General features: G+C 40.4%; 15 protein-coding genes and 1 pseudogene. 14 read left to right on the top strand and 2 right to left on the bottom strand.

Annotation, left to right across the window (positions count from 1 at the left end; translation table 11 throughout):
- Nucleotides 1-82: 82 nt before the first annotated feature.
- The 8 genes from BQ5364_RS16945 to BQ5364_RS16910 all read left to right on the top strand — a co-directional run bounded on the left by BQ5364_RS16945 (nucleotide 83) and on the right by BQ5364_RS16910 (nucleotide 9,212).
- Complete coding sequence (locus BQ5364_RS16945; RefSeq protein WP_022249873.1) at nucleotides 83-964, top strand: hypothetical protein; 882 nt, start codon at nucleotides 83-85, stop codon at nucleotides 962-964.
- Between the two features lie 405 nt (nucleotides 965-1,369).
- Complete coding sequence (gene metG / locus BQ5364_RS16940) at nucleotides 1,370-3,301, top strand: methionine--tRNA ligase (RefSeq protein WP_004614387.1); 1,932 nt, start codon at nucleotides 1,370-1,372, stop codon at nucleotides 3,299-3,301.
- A gap of 104 nt (nucleotides 3,302-3,405) precedes the next feature.
- The gene (locus BQ5364_RS16935; RefSeq protein WP_004614386.1) at nucleotides 3,406-4,392 is read left to right on the top strand and encodes a diaminopimelate dehydrogenase; all 987 of its coding nucleotides are present in this window, start codon (nucleotides 3,406-3,408) and stop codon (nucleotides 4,390-4,392) included.
- Nucleotides 4,393-4,402: 10 nt separating this feature from the next.
- Entirely contained in the window at nucleotides 4,403-5,164 is a 762-nt protein-coding gene (locus tag BQ5364_RS16930; protein ID WP_044988034.1) for a TatD family hydrolase, read from the top strand.
- A gap of 9 nt (nucleotides 5,165-5,173) precedes the next feature.
- Nucleotides 5,174-6,046 (top strand): 16S rRNA (adenine(1518)-N(6)/adenine(1519)-N(6))-dimethyltransferase RsmA, encoded by an 873-nt coding sequence (rsmA, locus tag BQ5364_RS16925; RefSeq protein ID WP_004614384.1) that lies wholly within the window; start codon nucleotides 5,174-5,176, stop codon nucleotides 6,044-6,046.
- Between the two features lie 22 nt (nucleotides 6,047-6,068).
- Nucleotides 6,069-6,749 (top strand): TIGR00266 family protein, encoded by a 681-nt coding sequence (locus BQ5364_RS16920; RefSeq protein ID WP_044988012.1) that lies wholly within the window; start codon nucleotides 6,069-6,071, stop codon nucleotides 6,747-6,749.
- Between the two features lie 138 nt (nucleotides 6,750-6,887).
- Nucleotides 6,888-8,258, top strand: a complete 1,371-nt coding sequence (locus BQ5364_RS16915) for a citrate/2-methylcitrate synthase (protein WP_044988010.1) — start codon at nucleotides 6,888-6,890, stop codon at nucleotides 8,256-8,258.
- Between the two features lie 12 nt (nucleotides 8,259-8,270).
- Nucleotides 8,271-9,212 (top strand): alpha/beta fold hydrolase, encoded by a 942-nt coding sequence (locus tag BQ5364_RS16910; RefSeq protein ID WP_004614381.1) that lies wholly within the window; start codon nucleotides 8,271-8,273, stop codon nucleotides 9,210-9,212.
- A 408-nt stretch (nucleotides 9,213-9,620) separates the two neighbouring features.
- Here the strand turns inward: BQ5364_RS16910 and BQ5364_RS16905 are convergent, their stop codons facing one another.
- Together BQ5364_RS16905 and BQ5364_RS16900 are read right to left on the bottom strand one after the other, a co-directional pair.
- Nucleotides 9,621-10,829, bottom strand: coding sequence for a cation:proton antiporter (locus tag BQ5364_RS16905; RefSeq protein WP_071144681.1), 1,209 nt, complete (start codon nucleotides 10,827-10,829; stop codon nucleotides 9,621-9,623).
- On the bottom strand, nucleotides 10,823-11,593 hold the full coding sequence (locus BQ5364_RS16900) for a MerR family transcriptional regulator (protein ID WP_022250211.1): 771 nt from the start codon (nucleotides 11,591-11,593) through the stop codon (nucleotides 10,823-10,825). The genes BQ5364_RS16905 and BQ5364_RS16900 overlap by 7 nt, the downstream gene beginning before the upstream one ends.
- 98 nt (nucleotides 11,594-11,691) lie before the next feature.
- On the opposite strand from BQ5364_RS16900, the gene BQ5364_RS16895 reads away from it, so the two are divergent.
- From BQ5364_RS16895 to BQ5364_RS16870, 6 genes and pseudogenes are all read left to right on the top strand, one after another.
- A complete protein-coding gene (locus BQ5364_RS16895; RefSeq protein WP_004614378.1) occupies nucleotides 11,692-13,038 on the top strand; it encodes an MATE family efflux transporter in 1,347 nt (448 codons plus the stop codon).
- Between the two features lie 482 nt (nucleotides 13,039-13,520).
- Nucleotides 13,521-14,138, top strand: a pseudogene (locus BQ5364_RS16890) (pyrroline-5-carboxylate reductase family protein); the annotation flags it as partial.
- A gap of 170 nt (nucleotides 14,139-14,308) precedes the next feature.
- Nucleotides 14,309-15,004: a response regulator transcription factor gene (locus tag BQ5364_RS16885; RefSeq protein ID WP_022249867.1), complete on the top strand. Its 696-nt coding sequence runs from the start codon at nucleotides 14,309-14,311 to the stop codon at nucleotides 15,002-15,004.
- Between the two features lie 12 nt (nucleotides 15,005-15,016).
- A complete protein-coding gene (locus tag BQ5364_RS16880) occupies nucleotides 15,017-17,572 on the top strand; it encodes a histidine kinase dimerization/phospho-acceptor domain-containing protein (RefSeq protein ID WP_071144680.1) in 2,556 nt (851 codons plus the stop codon).
- 128 nt (nucleotides 17,573-17,700) lie between these two features.
- Nucleotides 17,701-18,849 (top strand): class I SAM-dependent methyltransferase, encoded by a 1,149-nt coding sequence (locus BQ5364_RS16875; protein WP_071144679.1) that lies wholly within the window; start codon nucleotides 17,701-17,703, stop codon nucleotides 18,847-18,849.
- A gap of 3 nt (nucleotides 18,850-18,852) precedes the next feature.
- Nucleotides 18,853-21,357 carry a cysteine peptidase family C39 domain-containing protein gene (locus BQ5364_RS16870; protein WP_071144678.1) on the top strand — a complete coding sequence of 835 codons (2,505 nt, stop codon included), beginning with the start codon at nucleotides 18,853-18,855 and terminating at the stop codon, nucleotides 21,355-21,357.
- The last annotated feature ends 13 nt before the right edge of the window (nucleotides 21,358-21,370 follow it).

The following is a 21,370-nucleotide window of genomic DNA, read 5'->3' as shown; positions in this document are numbered from 1 at the left end:
AAGGTAGGTGGCGCCTATGAAAGTATGCTCTTTTCATTGATTCATAGATTTGTATTTGATAAAATGTAAAGGAGGAAAACATTTGGTAGAACATAAGATAAATAAGAAGTATAAAGACAGGGTATTCCGAGTTATTTTCCATGAGAAAAAGGATTTGCTGGAGCTTTACAATGCGATCAATGACAGCAATTATACGAATCCCGATGATTTAACTATCACAACGATTGAAGACGTGGTCTATATGGGGATGAAAAATGATCTGTCCTTTATCATTGGTGATGTGATGAATCTTTATGAACATCAGAGCTCGTTCAGTCCCAACTTACCGTTGCGTGGCTTATTCTATTTTTCATCGTTGTATCGGGAGTACATTGAGCCGGTGAAATATCGATTGTATTCTACATCGCCACTACATATTCCGTTCCCACAGTATATTGTATTTTACAATGGAACAAAAAAGGAGCCGGAACGTCAGGAGTTGAAGTTGAGTGATTTGTTTATTGAGGACAAAGGGGAAATGAATCCAGCACTGGAATGTACAGCAGTTGTGCTTAATATTAATTTGGGGAAGAATCGAGAATTGATGGAAAAGTGTAAGCAATTGAGAGAATATGCAGAGTTTATCGCAATAATCCGCAAGTATCTTGCAGAGGGGATGCAGTTTGAAAAGTCAGTGGAGATTGCAGTGGATAATTGTATTAAAAATGGAATTCTTGCAGATGTACTTCAAAAAAATCGAGCGGAGGTCGTAGATATGATTTTGACAGAATATGACGAAGAAGAATTTCGAAAAGCCTTGAGGGAAGACTTACTAAATGAGGGATTGGCTGAAGGGATTAAAGCAACAATTCGTATTTGCATGAAATGTAATATTTCTAAAGACCAGGCAAGGAAGAATTTGATGGAAGAATTCTCATTGTCACAAGAAGAAATAGAAAAGTACTTGGATAAGTATTGGAAGTAGAGTGATGTGTGACTACAGTTCACTCCACGCCATTTACTATTGACTGATGTGCGAACTGTAATAAAAAAGAAAAATGGGAATCTTGACACCGAGAAAATCCTGTGATACGATTTTCACATGTGAAATAACATTAAAAACAGGAAACGCAATGATGGAAAGAGTAGATATTTCAGACATTTACAGAGAAGTCTCATGAAGCTGAGAAGAGACGATGAAAGAGATATCGAAGATGGCTCCTGAGCGGTGTGCCAAGCTGAAAGATTTTAGTGAAGCACAAAGGGATCGCCCTTTACAGCGACAGAGTATGGTGTATGAGCATACTTGATAAGGTTTATACTGTGAAGTATAAGCGAAGAGAAGTGGTAACACGGTATCAGACCCGTCTTCTTAACTTTTGTTGGGAAGATGGGTTTCATTTTTTATACAAAAAGGAGTAGGAACATGGACAAGAAGAAATTTTATATGACGACAGCGATTGCCTACACATCGGGCAAGCCGCATATTGGAAACACATATGAATTTGTACTTGCAGATGCGATTGCAAGATACAAGAGAAGTCAGGGATATGATGTATTTTTCCAGACAGGAACTGACGAACACGGACAGAAAATTGAGTTGAAGGCGGAGGAAGCAGGCGTTTCACCAAAGGAATTTGTGGATAAAGTTGCCGGGGAAGTAAAGGCGATTGCCGATATGATGAATACTTCTTATGACAAATTCATTCGTACAACAGATGATTACCATGAGAAACAAGTTCAGAAGATTTTCAAAAGATTATATGAACAAGGTGATATTTACAAAGGACACTACGAAGGAATGTACTGTACACCTTGTGAGTCATTTTTCACAGAATCTCAGTTAGTAGACGGGAAATGTCCGGACTGTGGACGCGAGGTGCAACCAGCACAGGAGGAAGCATATTTCTTCAAAATGAGCAAATATGCGGACAGACTGATTGAGCACATTAACACGCATCCGGAATTTATTCAGCCGGTTTCCCGTAAAAATGAGATGATGAACAATTTCTTATTGCCGGGGCTTCAGGATCTTTGTGTATCGAGAACTTCATTTAAATGGGGAATTCCGGTAGACTTTGACCCAAAACATGTTGTATATGTATGGCTTGATGCGCTGACAAACTACATCACTGGTATTGGTTATGACTGTGACGGCGAGAGCACAGAACAGTTCAAAAAAGACTGGCCTGCTGACTTGCATTTGATTGGAAAAGATATCATTCGTTTCCATACAATTTACTGGCCGATTTTCTTGATGGCATTGGATTTGCCATTGCCGAAACAGATTTTCGGACATCCATGGCTTTTGCAGGGTGACGGAAAGATGAGTAAATCGAAAGGAAATGTAATCTACGCAGACGAGCTTGTGAATATGTTCGGTGTGGATGCTGTCCGTTACTTTGTGCTGCATGAGATGCCATTCGAAAATGATGGTGTAATCACATGGGAGCTGATGGTAGAGCGTATGAACTCTGATCTTGCAAATACACTTGGAAATCTTGTGAACAGAACAGTTTCCATGACAAATAAATATTTTGGCGGAAGCGTGACTGACAAGGGAGTAGCAGGGGATGTAGATGCAGACTTGAAGGCGGTTGTAGACGGCACTCCGGCAGCTGTCGAGGAGAAGATGGACAAACTTCGTGTGGCAGATGCGATCACAGAGATTTTCAATCTCTTCAAACGTTGCAACAAATACATTGATGAGACAATGCCTTGGGTACTTGCAAAAGATGAAGCGCAGAAAGATCGTCTTGAGACAGTGCTTTATAACTTGATTGACAGCATTTCTAAGGGAGCAGAATTATTGTCATCCTTTATGCCGGAGACAGCTGAAAAGATTCTTGCTCAGTTGAACGGCGGAAATGTAACAGATAAGCCGGAGATCTTATTCCAGAGACTTGATTTGGAAGAAGTGATAAAAAAAGTGGAAGAGCTTCATCCACCGGTAGAGGAAGAAAAAGAAGAGGAAGGAATTGATATCGAAGCAAAAGAAGAGATCACATTTGACGATTTCATGAAGATGCAGTTCCAGGTTGGAGAGATTATCGCTTGTGAGGAAGTAAAAAAATCGAAAAAATTACTTTGCTCGCAGGTGAAAATCGGAAGTCAGGTAAAACAGATTGTGTCAGGTATCAAAGGACATTATACAGCAGAAGAAATGGTTGGAAAAAAAGTTATGGTACTTGTGAATTTGAAGCCTGCAAAACTTGCAGGGGTTCTGTCAGAAGGTATGCTTTTGTGTGCAGAAGATGCAGAAGGTAACCTTGCGCTGATGACACCGGAAAAAACAATGCCGGCAGGCGCGGAAATTTGTTAAAATTAGTTCACGTAAAAGTCAAAAAGGGACAGGGCAAAATTCAATTGGGGACGTAGTAAAATTGAATTTTACTACGTCCCCAAAGTTGAAAGGAGAACAGAAAAATGAATAAAATCAGAATTGGTATTGTAGGTTATGGAAATATAGGACGTGGTGTGGAGCTTGCAATTGAGCGTAACGATGATATGGAGCTTGTGGCGGTTGTGACACGCCGTAATCCGGAGGATGTAAACATTCTCACGGAAGGTGTGAAAAAGGTGCATTTAGATGATGTACTTTCTCTGAAAGGAGAAGTGGATGTGATGATTCTGTGCGGGGGCTCTGCGACAGATCTCCCAGTTATGGGTCCACAGATTGCAAAGAACTTTAATATTATTGACAGTTTTGACACACACGCAAAGATTCCGGAATACTTTGCAAATGTAGATGCAGCAGCAAAAGAGGGAAATCATATTGGGATTATCTCTGTTGGCTGGGATCCGGGAATGTTTTCGCTGAACCGTATTTACGCAGAGTCTATTTTAGTACAGGGAAGCACTTACACATTCTGGGGAAAAGGTGTAAGTCAGGGACATTCTGATGCGATCCGTCGTGTAGAAGGAGTAAAAAACGGAATCCAGTATACAGTACCGATTGAAGCGGCAGTTGAAGAAGTAAGAAGTGGAAGTGAGCCGGAGCTTACGACAAGACAGAAGCATTTGCGTGAATGCTATGTTGTAGCGGAAGAAGGTGCGGACAAGGCACAGATTGAAAAAGCAATCAAGGAAATGCCAAACTATTTTGCAGATTATGACACAACAGTGACATTTATCACAGAAGAAGAATTAAAGGAAAATCACAGCAAAATGCCTCACGGTGGTTTTGTGATCCGCACAGGAGAGACAGGAAGAGAAGGAAATAAACATGTGATTGAGTATTCTTTGAAACTGGATTCAAATCCGGAGTTTACTTCAAGTGTTTTAGTTGCTTATGCAAGAGCGGCATACAGACTTTCCGCAAATGGTGAATGTGGGGCGAAGACAGTATTTGATATTGCGCCGGCATTATTGTCACAGAAGACTCCGGAACAGTTAAGAAAAGAGATTTTATAAGATGGAAGCAATGATATTTGAAAGCCATGCGCATTATGATGATGAGCAGTTTGAGGAAGACAGAACAGAGCTTTTAAATTCTATGCAGGAAAATGGCATTGGCACGATTATTAATGTCGGTGCCACTTTTCAATCCTGCACAGAAGTGGTACAATTGGCACAAGAGTATCCATTTATCTATGCGGCAGTAGGTGTGCATCCGGATGAAGTAGGAATACTGGATGAGGAAAAATTTGCATATTTGAGAGAACAGTGCAAGAGAGATAAGGTTGTGGCAGTTGGAGAAATTGGACTTGACTATTATTGGGATAACGAATCTCATGAGATACAGAAAAAATGGTTCCAAAGGCAGCTTGAACTGGCGCGGGAATTCAACCTTCCGGTCATCATTCACAGCAGAGATGCGGCGGCGGACACGCTTGAGATGATGCAGCAGCATGCAAAAGGACTTCGCGGTGTAATTCATTGCTTTTCGTATTCAAAAGAGATGGCGCAGGAATATGTGAAGATGGGATTTCACATCGGTGTCGGAGGTGTTGTCACATTTAAGAATAGCAAGAAACTCAAAGAAGTTGTGGCAGATATACCGATGGAAAAGATTCTGCTGGAGACGGATTCGCCGTATCTTGCACCGGCTCCGAATCGAGGAAAACGCAATTCTTCTCTGAATATTCCTTATATCGCTCAGGAGATCGCGCAGCTCAAAGGAATCAGCTACGATGAAGTTGTTAGCCGCACAGAGAAAAATGGAAGAGATTTATTTAGAATTTGAGGTAAATATATGACAAAGCCAACATTAGGCAATCCGCAAAATACAATTGAAATATTACAAAAATACGATTTTTCATTTCAGAAAAAGTTTGGACAGAATTTTTTGATCGACACACATGTGTTGGATAAAATCATCAGTTCAGCAGAGATTACGAAGGATGACTTTGTGCTGGAGATCGGACCGGGAATCGGGACGATGACACAGTATCTCGCATGTGCTGCAAGACAGGTTGTGGCGGTGGAGATCGACAAAGCATTGATTCCGATCTTGGAGGATACGTTGCAGGCATACGACAATGTGACTGTGATCAATGACGATGTGCTGAAAGTGGATATTCCAAAACTTGCAAAGGAATATAATGACAACAAGCCGATCAAAGTGGTAGCAAATCTGCCGTATTATATTACGACACCGATTATTATGGGCTTGTTTGAAAGCCATGTACCGATTGAAAGTATTACTGTCATGGTGCAAAAAGAGGTGGCAGATCGGATGCAGGTGGGACCGGGGACCAAAGATTACGGGGCACTTTCCCTCGCTGTGCAGTATTACGCAGAACCATATATTGTTGCGAATGTGCCGCCGAATTGTTTTATGCCAAGACCAAAGGTTGGTTCGGCAGTCATTCGTCTGACACGTCATAAAGAACCGCCGGTACAAGTTGAAAATGAAAAATTAATGTTCCAGATTATCCGTGCTTCTTTTAACCAGAGAAGAAAAACACTTGCCAACGGACTGAATAATTCGCCGGAGATTCATCTTCCGAAAGAAGTGATCACAACTGCGATCGAAAGTCTTGGAAAAGGTCCGAGTGTGAGAGGTGAAGCTTTGACATTGCAGGAATTTGCAGTGCTTAGTGATAGAATTAATCAGCAGCTATAAACTTCACAAAGGAGGGATTCATATGCGTTATGAAATCAAAGGGGAGACATTACCGGTTGTCATCTGTTATTTGGAATCCGGTGAAAAAATGATCACAGAGCGTGGATCAATGTCGTGGATGTCACCGAATATGGAGATGCAGACGACATCAAACGGAGGTATCGGAAAAGTATTTGGAAGAGCATTTTCAGGAGAAGCTTTATTTCAAAATACTTACACAGCACAGGGCGGAAATGGAATGATCGCATTTGCTTCAAGCTTTCCGGGTTCTATCAAGGCATTTCAGGTATCACCTGGAAATGAGATGATTTTCCAGAAAAGTGCGTTTCTTGCGGGAGAAGCAGGTGTGGAACTGTCGATTCATTTCCACAAAAAAGTGGCATCGGGATTGTTCGGTGGAGAAGGATTTATCTTGCAGAGGGTGTCTGGAATAGGAACGGTTTTTGCTGAGTTTGATGGTCATGTAGTGGAATATGAACTGCAGCCGGGACAGCAGATCGTAATTGATTCAGGACATCTTGCGGCGATGACACCAAGCTGCCAGATGGACATTCAGACAATCAGAGGATTAAAAAATGTCGTATTTGGAGGAGAGGGACTGTTTAATACAGTGATTACGGGACCTGGACGCGTTTGGCTTCAGACGATGCCGATCAGTAATGTGGCGGGAGCATTGAGACCATATTTTCCGACGAGCAATTAGAATATTTTGAAAAAAGAGACAAATTTTACAAAAATTTGTCTCTTTTTTAAGAAATCGTTCATGATATATTTGTTGTTTTTTTATTTACAATTTAGTATAATAAACTACAATACTTTAAAGACGGAAAGGGGAATGGCTATGGCAAATTCAATAGACGAGTTATTGTTTGACATTACACCAGAGATTTTGCAGCTTGCAAAATTGTGTGAAGAAAGCAATGCAATTGAAAAAGAGTTATATACAGAATATCAGGTAAAAAGAGGCCTGCGTGATGTCAACGGAAAGGGTGTTCTCGCCGGGCTGACTAACATTTCTGATGTCTGTGCATCTCAGATTGTAGACGGTGAGGAAGTACCGTGTGAGGGAAATTTGTATTACCGGGGTTACAATATCAAGGATCTGGTGAATGGATTTTTGGCAGAGGGACATTACGGATTTGAAGAGACGACATATCTGCTGTTGTTCGGGGAACTTCCGACAGAAGGGCAGCTGAAGAGATTTACAGAAGCATTGTCAGAGAGAAGAACACTTCCACCGAATTTTGTGCGTGATATTATTATGAAAGCACCAAGCAGAGATATGATGAATAGTTTGTCACGCTCTATACTGAATCTGTATTCTTACGATGAAAAAGCGGATGACACATCGATTCCGAATGTTCTGCGCCAGTGTCTGAATTTGATCAGCCAGTTCCCGATGTTAATGGTATATGGCTATCATGCTTACAATTATCGCAGAGGTGAAGATTTATATATCTATGCACCATTAAAAGAACTGTCTATGGCGGAAAATATTTTAATGATGCTTCGTGAAGATCGGAAATATACACCATTAGAGGCAAAGATTCTGGATATGGCATTAGTATTACATATGGATCACGGCGGTGGAAATAACTCGACCTTTACGACACACGTTGTAACTTCATCCGGAACAGATACCTATTCGACTATGGCGGCAGCGATGGCATCTTTGAAAGGGCCAAAGCATGGTGGCGCCAATATTAAGGTGACACAGATGTTTGAAGATATGAAAGAACATTTGTCAGACTGGGAAGACAGGGATGCAGTTCGTAAATATTTGGAAGATCTGCTTGATAAAAAAGCATTTGATAAAAAAGGGCTGATCTATGGAATGGGACATGCAGTATATTCTGTTTCTGACCCAAGAGCAGATATCTTTAAAAAATTTGTAAAGCAGCTTGCAACGGAGAAAGGCTGCGAAAAAGAATATGCTTTGTATGAGATGGTAGAGCATATGGCGCCAGAAGTGATTGGGGAAAAACGTAGAATTTACAAAGGTGTTAACGCAAATGTCGATTTTTACAGTGGTTTGGTATATGGAATGCTTGGGCTTCCAAAAGCGCTTTATACACCGATTTTTGCGGCAGCACGTATCGTAGGTTGGAGTGCACACCGGTTAGAAGAGCTGAAGAATGTGGATAAGATCATCCGTCCGGCTTATAAACCATTGTGTCCGCACAGAGATTATATAAGAATTCATGATAGATAGCAGATGATGTAAATGAACAAAAGAGTAGTGAAAAACGAATTTTATTATCCATCCAAAGACGGCGCCACGCAGATTCATGCAATTGAGTGGATACCGGATGGGAAAGTGGCGGCGGTATTGCAGATGTGCCATGGCATGGTGGAGCATATTGACCGCTACGATGAATTTGCACGATTTCTAGCAGAAAAAGGATATTATGTTGTGGGCCATGACCATCTAGGTCATGGCAAATCTGTCACGTCAAAAGATAAGCTTGGATTTTTTCATGAATCCAAAGGAAATACCTACGTGATAGGAGATATTCACCATTTGAGAAAGATAACGAAGAAAAAATATAAAGATGTACCATATTTTATGCTGGGACATAGTATGGGATCTTTTCTGCTTCGACAGTATCTTGGATTATATGGGGATGGCATTTCGGGAGCCATTGTGATGGGAACTGGAAGCAAGTCCAATCTGCTTCTTACAGCCGGCAAAGTGCTATGTCGTATTATTGCTTTTGGAAAAGGCTGGGAATACCGCAGTAAATTGGTGAACAATATGGCGTTTGGCGGTTTCAATAAGAAGTTCTCACAAGAGACAAATGGTTCGGACTGGCTGTCAAGGAATCCCGTTAATTCTCAAAAGTATGCAAAAGATCCGTTATGCAGCTTTGTGTTTACCGTAAACGCTTATTATCAGATGTTCTGTGGAATACTGGCAGTAAACCATCAGGAAAAAAATGGAAAGATACCAAAGACACTTCCTATATTTTTGGTTGCTGGAAAAGACGACCCTGTTGGTAACTTTGGAAAGAGTGTGGAAAACATTTATAAAAATTACAAATCATGTGGAATAGAAGATGTTTCTATGAAGTTATATGAAAATGACCGCCATGAGATTTTAAATGAAGTGGATCGTAGTCTGGTTTTTGACGATTTGCTGACTTGGATGGAAAAACGAAAAAGATAGACAAAAAAAGAAAGCTGTGACAGCTTTCTTTTTTGGTTATTTAAAGGAATGAGAGTAAAGTGTACATCTTCGAGTTACCCCGAAGATGAATTACTTTATGAGGGGGGAGATAGTTGTTCTATCAACTATCTGACTTTAGTATAAAAGAAAAATGTGTCCAAAATATGATTAGATTCTAAAAGAAAAGGAAATTTTATTAAGTTAATCTTAAGAAGATTTATGTTGTATATAAAAAGGGGATAAACAGAGGAAAAGCCGGTCTTATGACCGGCAATTATGAAAAAGAAAATGATATAAAAAGATTAATATCTTTTATGGTTATTAGTATACTGGCTTTTTGTGTAAAAAGTGTGATAGAAAAGTAAGAAAAATGTGAACAGTTTTTGAAGAATCAATGAAAACGTTCCGTTATTTCTTATTTTTTGATTGGCAAAGTAGTTTTTTGTAAGTGCCATCGATCAATATGGCACCAAGCGGGGCAGTGATTAAAATTCCTAAAACTGCAACGGAAAGGACAATCTGTCCGCAAGGGAGTCCCATAGCAAGCGGAACAGAGCCAATAGCAGCCTGAACGGTAGCCTTTGGAAGATAAGAAAGGATACAGAAGAACCGTTCTTTTTTTGTGAGCCTCGTCCGGATAAGGCATATCGCAACTCCGACAGAACGAAATAGAAGTGCAACCAGTATCATGAGAATGGCAGCACCTCCTGCGTTCAGCGTATAGCGGATATCTACAGCAGCTCCGACTAAAACAAACAGAATGACTTCTGCGGCGAGCCACAATTTCCCAAATTTATCAGAAAGTCTTTTGGAAACAAAAGTGGTGCTTTTAATTTTTAACAGGCATGCCATGCTTACAACAGCTAAAAGACCGGATATAGATACAATGTCTTTCATCCACGTTTCAATTGCCATTAACAAAAAAGAAATTCCTAATACAATAATCACTTTCATACTGTTTCGGACACAATGCTTGTGTGCATGTGCTGTCTCGAAAAATAAACTGAGCAGATACCCAGTAATGCCACCGAGTACGATGCCGAACAAGATGGAAACCGGAATGTTGACAAAATCCATCAGATGTGCATTTCCACCTTGGGTTATATTGGAAAATGTGGAAAACAGCACGATGACAAAAATATCATCGCAGGAGGCACCGGCAAGGATAAGCTGCGGAATACTTTTATCTGTACCGTAATTCTGGTCCATCAGGCGGACCATTCGTGGTACGACAATAGCAGGAGATACTGCAGCGAGAACGGCTCCCATGACAGCTGCCTCAATCGGTTTAATCCCCAAAATATGAGGGGCAAAAAGGAAAAAAGCGAGTATTTCAAAACTTGCAGGTACAAATGACATCAAAACAGCGGGACGCCCGACTTTTTTTAAGTCAGACAGATCTAATGACAATCCGGCCTTTAACAGAATGATGATCAGAGCCATTTGCCGTAACTCGGATGAAATGGACAAAATAGAAGGATCAAGCAAGTCAAGAACATATGGACCTAGAATGATTCCGGTGATGAGCATTCCAATAATACGGGGTAGCTTTAATTGCTGACAAATAGCTGCGGCAGCAAGACCTACGAGAAAAATAAATGCAAGTGATGTTAACATAAATAAGAATCCTCCTCAATTTCAACAAATGTTTTGTAAAAGTCATAGAGCTTTCCATTTTCTTTGGCACGCAATAAAAATCGGCTGATTATAAAACCGGTGCGGTATGTCTTTTGAATCTGCGACAGCAGTTGAGACAAATTATTAGGAAATCCTTCCGTGACTTCTTCTTTCATCAAACAAGCGATGTAACGGTGTCTGCTCTTCTCCCAAAGTACCTGAGTATCGGGAAACAAAGAGCGCTGTTCAGACGGAATCGTCAATCCCCGAAGCTCTGACTGAATATGTTCTGAATGCTGTACACGAGAATACAGATACGGATTCTCAATATATTGTCGGAGTTTTTCGATTTCACCTAAATCAAAAGAGACAATACAGTCGGTATCGATGTCGACTTCTGTGAATGGATGGGATTTCAGCTCATTTAAAGTATTTATAGCATTTAGATGATTGCGAAGTTTTTGCATTCGGTGCTGAAGTTCTTGCTGTTGCTGAACTAATTCATCAATTTTTTCATGTAATAAAAAGGAATGCTCTTCAGGGGTGGACTGTTCCATCGTTTGTATCTGTTTGAGCGGGAGTCCCAGACTTTTGTAAAAAATAATATCGGAGAGATTCATAAAGTCTTCTATCGTATACTCGCGGTAGTTATTTTCGTGATTCTTTTTTGGTGTCAAAATCCCTGTGCTTTCCCAGTGACGTAAGGTGGAAGCAGGCAGATTGAAAAATTCTGAAATCTCTCCAATGTGAAATTGTTTTTTCATGATGATTGCTCCTGATAATTTTTCTTTCATTATAAGATATTTTGTGTTGACCTTCAAGTTACTTTAAGGTTTAAAATAGCACTGAGGAGGGGGAACATATGGAAAAATTATTGATTTTTGATTCAGCGAAGGAAGTGCGGTTTGGAAAATTATTAAAGTTTATTATCCCAACGTATTTGACGGCATTGTTTAATACGGTATATACCATTGTGGATGGAATTTTTGTGTCGTCCTATGTGGGGACAAATGCATTAGCGGCTATCAATATTGTGTATCCGATTGTAAATATATTGACGGGAATTGCACTGGCGTTTGCAACAGGTGGGAGTGCACTTGCAGCGCTTCATATCGGTGGGGAAAGAAAAGAAGAAGCAAACAGAACATTTTCTGTCAGCATGCTGCTGTCACTGTTGGTTGGATGCGGTGTATCTGCCTTAATCTGGATAAAACTTCCTGCGCTATTGGAATTACTGGGCGCGACACAATTAACGATGAGTGATTGCAAAACATATGCTTTTTGGTGGCTTGTCGGTACTCCTGTTGTCATTGGAAAAGAGCTGCTTACTTATTTTATTCGCGTGGACGGCTCACCCACTTACAGCTTTTTGACGGCGCTTGCAGGAGGTCTACTAAATATTGTATTGGACTATGTTTTTGTGGGATGTATGGACATGGGGATTTTGGGAGCTGCACTTGCTACGATTTTAGGACTGCTACTTTCTTTTTCTATGGGACTTTACTATTTTGTGAAGAAGAAACATACCTTGGAATTTACATTTCGAGGACTGTCTTTCAAGATAGGATTTAACTGTATGATAAACGGAACGTCCGAGTTTGTGAATCAATTGGCAATCGCGATCACAACAATTGTTTTTAATAGAACGGCGATGGCGTTTGCCGGAGAAGATGGGATAGCTGCTGTCTCCATTATTATGTATCTGCAATTTTTGTTTATTGGGATTTATTCCGGTTTTTCTATGGGGATGGCACCTCCGCTTGGATATGCATATGGAGATAAAAAACTTGATGTATGCCGTGCTCTTGAGAGGTATGCATATCGTTTTTTCAGTATTGCCCCGATTGTAATTTATGCATTGACTTTTTTTCTGGCACCAATGTGTGTATCTTTTTTTGCCGATAAACATAGCAGTGTATATACACTGGCGGTTTCCGGAATGCGGATATATGGTTTGGGATTTTTGTTTTCCGGAATTAACATTTTCTCAGCAGTACGTATGATGGCTTATGGGAAAGGATATTTTGCAGGAGGAATTACATTCCTTCGCTCGTTCGCGTTGTTGTTGCTGTTTTTGATAGTGCTGCCACAATTTTGGGGAATGAATGGAATCTGGCTTGCAGTTCCAGGAGCGGAAATTTTAACGATGTTTGTTGCAGTTCTGGCGTTAGTTTTTATCCCGCGAGGGAGAAAAAGTATGTTATGCTGAAAACATAGTTTGAGGTGATAAATCCAAATTCTGGGGAAGCCCGTGGGAAGCCCGTAAACAGCGAAACCCCGTTAACCGAAAGGTTAACGGGGTTCGTTGTTTTATAGTTATCTAAAGGAATGAGAGTAAAGTGTACATCTTCAAATCTGAAGATGATTACTTTATGAGGGGGGAGATAGTTGTTCTATCAACTATCTGACTCTAAGTATAAAAGAAAAATGTGTCCAAAATATGATTAGATTCTAAAAGAAAAAATAATTTTATTAAAGAGATATAAAAATAGAAACAGATTAATGGAAATGACGATGATTATGCAGATAACATCATGAAAGATGTGTTTAATTTCTACCTGAGTATAAAGATTTGATTGTGCGTGTTGCGGGATATAGTGATCATTTCCGTAACCTGAGCAAAGCGCTTCAAGATGAGATTATTGAGAGAACAGAGCAGTCATTTAATTAAAAAGCAAGGAGAATAAGATTATGAAATTAGGATTTATAGGCGCCAGAAATATGGCGAAAGCAATGATTGGCGGTATTTTAAAAAATAATATTTTTAAGCCGGAGGAAGTGATTGCATCTGACTTGTATGAGCCGGGGCTCAGACAGGCAAAAGAAAGTCTTGGAATTCATGTTACTACAGACAATAAAGAGGTTGCAAGAACAGCAGAAGTGCTCGTTCTGTCTGTGAAACCACAGTTTTATGATGCAGTAATTAAAGAAATCAAAGAGCTGATTACAGAAACTCAGATTATTGTTACTATTGCACCGGGTAAGACATTGGAATATCTGGCGGGTGCATTTGCAAAACCGGTAAAACTTGTACGTACGATGCCAAATACCACTGCTCTGGTAGGAGAAGGAATCACAGGTGTTTGCCACAATGATTTAGTTACAAAAGAAGAGCTTGATTATATATGTAATATTTTGAGTGGATTTGGAATGGCTCAGGTATTAAGTGAAAACTTAATGGATGTGGTTGTATCTGTCAGTGGAAGTTCGCCGGCATATGTGTTTATGCTGATTGAGGCAATGGCAGATGGAGCAGTTGCGGATGGAATGCCGGGGCAGCAGGCTTATCAGTTTGCGGCACAGGCAGTGTAATAGAAGCAATGAAAGCTTGTGTAAAAAAGGCAAAAGGGCTATAAGATATAGGATCCGCACATCGGAATGATGTGCGGGTTTTTAAATTAAACGAATATTAAGAAATTTCCTATCTGCCTCTTAAAAATTGTTTGATAATCTTGTATACTACAAGGGAGGTGATGATTATGTTTAAAATATTAGTATGTGATGATGACAAAGAAATTGTGGAGGCAATTGAAATATATTTGACACAGGAAGGTTATGAGGTATTAAAAGCCTATGATGGAGAGGAAGCGATTCAGACATTGAAAAAAGAGCACGTCGATCTCCTGATTATGGATGTGATGATGCCAAGGCTGGACGGAATCAGAGCAACCCTTAAGATTCGTGAAGAGAACAGTCTGCCAATTATTATTTTATCTGCAAAATCAGAGGATGCAGATAAGATTTTGGGACTGAATATCGGAGCGGATGATTATGTTACAAAACCATTTAATCCGTTAGAGCTTGTTGCGAGAGCAAAATCGCAGCTTAGAAGATACACACAGCTTGGAAGCACAGTGCAGGATGAGAAGAAAGAAGTGTACGAAGTCGGCGGACTTTCGATTAACGATGAACTTAAAGAAGTGACGGTAGATGGTGAATCGGTAAGACTGACACCGATTGAGTACAATATTTTGTTGCTATTAGTAAAAAATCAAGGGAAAGTCTTTTCTATCGACCAGATTTACGAAAATATCTGGAATGAAGAGGCGATAGGAGCGGACAACACAGTTGCAGTTCATATTCGCCATATTCGTGAGAAAATTGAAATTAACCCGAAAGAACCAAGATATCTGAAAGTTGTGTGGGGGGTAGGATATAAGATAGAAAAGCTTTAGAAGGGAGTATTTATGAAACATTGGTACAAATCAGCACCGATGAAAGGAATTCTTCTGATTCTGGAGCATATTTTTGCAGTACTGGCAGTGCTTTGTGTTGTATTTATTTTGATTTATCCGGGACAGGAGTATGGGAAGAATCTCAATGATCTTTCAAAGGGTGAGTATAAGGAAACAAGAGGGTTTGAAGAGAATCTGCAGTCGGCATCGCACACTATTTTGAATCAGATTGATCTTCAGAAGAATTTTGAGACAGACGGAAAATATGATGCGAATAAGCTTGTGGATATTATGGCATACATGGATTCCCAAAAGATTACAGGGGAAGATGAATCCGGAATCGCATATCGCTTAGGAGATTTGTCGGACTGGATTGACAATTGGGGAACGGAGGAAAGCTCAGGAGACAGTATTATCGTATGCAAAAAAGCGGATGGTACATACGCATACTATACGGAAGAAGAGTTTGCGCAGCTGTTCAAAGAAGGGCTGAAGTTCTCAGACGATACTTCTGATGTTGATCAGATGGAAGAGTTGGAAGATGGATATGTAGAAGAGAATTATTATGATGAAGATGTGATGCAGGTATTGGATGCGGATGGAAAGGTAGTCTATACGGATTGCTGGAATATGACTGCTATTCCGGAGCGCTATATGACGGCAGATGGAAAGTCATTGCTGCAGATTGTAAATGAGAATCCAAAGTGGAATGGAAAGCTCAGTGAGATTTATCGAGCATTGAGTAACACGCTTTCTAATCTGGAAAGTGAACTGAGCGCATATGAGCAGTTCCAGGAATATTGGACAGAAGGAAACACAAACCTTACCTATATATTTGCAGATTTTAACAGTGGAAAATTATACACGAACCGACAGGTATATACGGACATTAATAACATGCAGGAATATGTAAAAAATCTCACCGAGAGTGGAAAGTATGTAGTTGTGACACCAAAACTTGCGGATTTCAAGACAAATCTGGATACGGAAGCAGACAATTGGTCTTCGAGAACAATGGCCGGTACAGACAACTATATGTATGTGGTTTCGGTTGATACGAAATATCCGATTCAGGACAGCTTTTATTTGCAAAATAAGCTGTTTGATAAATATGCGCCAATGATTAACACAATGCTTGCTGTCGCACTTGTTTCGATTGCGGGGTTCTTTATTGGATTTGTATGGCTCACCATCATTGCAGGGCGCACTCGAAAAGATGAAGGTGTGCACCTTATGTGGTTTGACCGGGTTAAGACGGAGCTTGCGCTTGCGTTGATTGCTGGTGTGTGGGTGTTGGCACTCTCTTTTGTCTATGCGCTTATTGACACGTGGGGTGTGAAATACTGGAGCAATGGATATCGAACCTATGCGGCGACGATTTTGGAACGAGGATTTTTAGATGATGATTGGATCTTGCTAGGTTTTGCGATGCTTTTATGCTGTGCGGCATTTTTTATCGGCTATCTGAGTATTGTTCGAAGAATTAAGGCGAAAATGCTGTGGAAGAACAGTGTTCTGCGCTGGCTGATTCGTGGTCTGAAGAAGTTTTTTGCATATAGAAGCTGCACATTTAAAGTGACAGTAGGTGCACTGGCATTTATTGTGGTACACTGGATTGCGATCGGTACAATGGGAACCGGCGGCTGGATGTTTGTCATGTTCCTCGTTGAGGGAGTGACGCTGTATTATCTGATCCGAAAAGCGATTGCAAGACAGAGACTCAAAGATGGAATTCGTCACATTGCAGATGGAAATGTAGAGTATCAGATTCCGACGAAGGGCTTGAAAGATGATGAACTTGATATGGCATTGCACATCAACCATATCGGGGAAGGCTTGAGCAAAGCGGTAGAGAAAAGTATGAAAGATGAGCGTTTGAAGACGGATCTGATCACAAACGTATCTCATGACATTAAGACACCGCTTACATCAATCATTAATTATGTTGATTTGTTGAAACGTGAAAATATTCAAGATCCGAAGATTCAAGGATATTTGGATATTCTGGAGGCGAAGGCCCAGAGGCTGAAACATCTGACGGAGGATGTGGTAGAAGCGTCGAAGATTAGCAGTGGAAATATTACGATGGAATATATGAATATCAATTTTGTGGAAATGATTAATCAGACAACCGGTGAGTTTGCGGAGAAATTTGAAAAGCGAAATCTTCAGATTGTGCTGAATGTTCCGGAGAAGCCGGTTATGGTCCGCACCGATGGAAGACGGATGTGGCGTGTAATTGAGAATATTTATAACAATGCGGCAAAATACGCGCTGGAAGGTACGAGAGTTTATGCGGATTTGATTGAAAAAGAGCATACAGTGGAGTTTTCGTTGAAGAATATCTCTGAGCAGCCATTAAATATCTCGGCAGATGAGCTGACCGAGCGGTTTATCCGGGGAGATGTATCAAGAAGTACGGAAGGCAGTGGTCTTGGTCTTTCGATTGCAAAGAATCTGACAGAATTACAGGGCGGAAAATTTGAACTGTATCTGGATGGAGATTTATTCAAGGTTACGATCGTATTTCCGAAGGCGGTTGTCGGACAAAGTGTGACAAAATCTTAAAAGAGGTTACGGTTTAGTAACAAAATGAAAGGCAGGGGATGAAAAAATTCCTTGTCTTTCTTGCGTTTCGGGTGCAGAACTTGTAGAATAATGGGTGATAGTTGAAAAAAGTAAAAGAGGTCAGTTTTATGGAAAAAATAAAAGAACTGTTACAACAGAGTTTGAATATAGATTTTATTGCAGCAACGCTTAGCAATCCGCGAGAGAAAGACGGGCTAAAAAAAGTGAAGGTAAGACCGATTTTGAAAAAGGGAGTGTTGCTGTTTCAGTGTGAGGAACACCAAAACAATCAGGTGTTTCATGAAAATTGTGATGCAGCTCAGGCGGTGTCTGTACTGTGCGGATATATGGAAAAGTTTCGCCAGATGCAGATGGAGACAAAAACAGTAAAATACACAGTGCTTGTGAGTAAAAAAGGGAAGGTGACGATTCAGAAAAAGCAGCAGACTGGCTGTGTAAAAGAAGTGGATCTTTCTCATAATAGAAGTAAGCGGTATATTTTAGAGGAAGGAACAACAGTTCCGTTTCTGCAGGATTTGGGAGTCATGACGGCAGAAGGAAAGATTGTCAGGACAAAATTCGACAAGTTTCGTCAGATTAACCGGTTTCTGGAATTTATAGAAGATATCCTGCCACAGCTTGACAGGGACAAGGAAGTGACAATTCTTGATTTCGGATGTGGAAAATCTTATCTGACATTTGCAATGTATTATTATCTGCATGAATTAAAACAGATAGATGTTCGTATTATAGGATTAGACCTGAAAAAAGAGGTGATACGTCATTGTAATGAACTGAGTGAAAAATATGGATATAAAAAGCTGAAGTTTTTGGAGGGAAATATTGCGGACTATACGGGCGTGAATGAAGTGGACATGGTCGTGACGCTGCATGCCTGTGACACTGCAACAGATTTTGCGCTTGCAAAAGCGGTCGGATGGAATGCAAAGGTAATCTTATCCGTTCCGTGTTGTCAGCATGAATTGAACAGGCAGATCAAAAATGAGACTCTTGCACCGATCCTGAAATATGGTCTGATCAAGGAGCGATTGGCAGCACTTGTGACCGATGCGATGCGGGCGGAATATTTGGAAGGACAAGGCTATGATGCACAGATTTTAGAGTTTATCGATATGGAGCATACGCCAAAAAATATCCTGATTCGTGCGGTGAAGAGTGGGAATCAAAAAAAGAATGGGGAGAAATTGGAGGCCTGCGAGCAGTTTTTGAATATCGCGCCTACATTGAAAAAGCTATTAGAAGAAAAAGAGGTATAGTAAATGAAAGACAGAGTCATTAAAATAGGGGTTTTGACGGCTGTTTTTATCGTTGCTGTGATCGTGTTCAGTTTTATCACGAATCAGGGCAATTCTGACATGACAGTCGAGATGAATGCGGCGACATTCCCGACGATTTCCTTTGTGACGGACGGAGATGAAATCAATCATCTTGTGGGATATAAGGATGAGATGAATATTCCGGCAATGCGCGATACGATCACACCAGTGAATGCAGATAACACAGTAGAGATTCGTATGAATTTGTATGAGATGGATCCGGAGTCGCTTACGTATGAGGTATATACATTAAACGGAGAGGACCGGCTTTTACAAAAGACGGAGAAGACACTTAAAGAAACAATGACCTTGGGTGTCGGAAATGTTCTGACCGAGGGGACAGAAGGTGTTTTGAAGATTACATTGAACATAGATAAAGACAATAAAATTCGCTATTATACAAGAATTGTGAAGTCAGATGAATACTATGTGAAGGAATGTATTGATTTTGCGAACACACTTCACACGAATATGTTGAATAAGTCAGACACAGACAGTATTACAGCTGTGATTGAACCAAATGAAGAGGGAGATAATACCACACTTCAACATGTGACGATCCATTCAGATCTGGATCATGTCACATGGGGAAAACTTTCACCTGAGATTTCCTGCGATATCCAGTGGGATATTAAAGAAACAAATTCTACTTACACGGCGATTCAGTTGAAATATCAAGTTAAGTGTAAAGGAGACGACAATGATCAGGAGACATATAATGTAAGAGAATTCTTCCGTGTGCGCTATCTGAAAGGAAAGCTTTATCTTTTGGATTATGACAGGACGATGAATCAGATATTGGAGTCTTCTAACCAGATTTTATCGGGAAAAGGAATCAACCTTGGAATTGTTCCGAAAAATGTTCAATATGAGACAAATGAGGACGGAAGTATTGTGTCATTTATTCAGGAGAGAGAACTGTGGTGCTTTGATAAGAATGAAGATTCGTTGGCGCTTGTATTTAGTTTTGCAGATACGGAGAAAGAAGATGTGCGGAATCTGTATGACCAGCATGCGATCAAAATTATTTCCATGGATAAGGATGGAAATACGACATTTGCAGTCTATGGCTATATGAACCGTGGGGAACATGAAGGAGAAGTAGGTGCGGCGATTTACTACTTTAATCTGTCTCAAAATGTTGTGGAAGAGAAAGCGTTTATTCCAAGTAATAAATCTTTTGCAATTGCAGAAGAGGAGCTTGGGAAACTGGTATATTACAACAATGAACAGAACATGTTGTATGTGTTAGTGGACGGAACTATTTATAAAGTAAATTTGAAGACCGGTGAAAAAGAAGCGGTTGTAGAATCGTTAGCAGAAGGTCAGTACGTTGCGGGAGACGACGGACATCTGATTGCTTACCAGGATAATGGAGGACTCAATGATTCTACGGAAGTGACTATTTTGAATTTCATGACCGGAGAGACACAGAAGGTGACAGCGGCAGAAGGTGAAAATATACGACCTCTTGGATTTATCTCAGAAGACTTTGTGTATGGAACCTTAAGAGCGTCAGATGCAGGGAAAACAGTGTCCGGTTCTGAGATACTTCCAATGTACAAGCTGGAAATCAAGGACTCTGATGACAAGATTGTAAAGACATATGAATTTGAAAATGTTTATATTTCAGATGTATTTGTGGAAAACAATATGATCACATTGAACCGTGTGACAAAAAGCGGAGATACTTATACTTCAATAGACAGAGATTATATTACAAATAATGAGGAGAAGGCAGAGAGCAATATTTCTTTACAGGAATACTCGACCAGTTTGAAAGAGCTGCAATACCGACTTGTATATGCAGATGGTATTGATGATAAGAAACCAAAGATTTTAAAACCGAAGCAGGTATTGTATGAGAATCCTACAACGGTTGCATTTGACAGTGAGAGTGAAAAAGGAAAATTCTATGTATACGGTCTTGGACAGATGCTTGGCTTATATGACAAAGCCGGGTATGCAGTTCAAAAGGCCGATGAGGTATCAGGCGTAGTGGTATCTTCAGATCAGGCGTACGTCTGGGAGAGAGGAAACCGCGATCTTCGGTATGAGGTGGAGATGGAAGGATTTACGGTTCAGGAAGGTGAGTCGACCTTTGCGGCATGTATTCGCCAAATTTTGGCGCTGGAGGGCAAGAACGTCAATGTGGCAGAGGAGATGAACGCGGGTAAATCGGCAATTGATATTCTAAGTGAATATTCCGGCGGAGAGGGAATGGATCTGACTGGATGCACAACAGAGGAGATGCTTTATATTATCGGAAGAGGAACTCCGGTCATTGCAATGACAGACAGTTCCAATGCAGTACTTTTGATCGGATATGACACATCAACAGTCACTTATATTGATCCGGCAGATGGAGGAGTCCACACAAGTACAGCAGAAGAAATTGATTCTATGGTAGCTGGAAGTGGTCATACGTTTATCGGATATGTGAAATAAGAAAAAAATTGGG

The sequence above is a fragment of the Coprococcus phoceensis genome (assembly GCF_900104635.1).
GTDB classification, from domain to species: Bacteria; Bacillota; Clostridia; order Lachnospirales; family Lachnospiraceae; genus Faecalimonas; species Faecalimonas phoceensis.
This window is presented reverse-complemented; position numbering and strand designations above follow the sequence as displayed.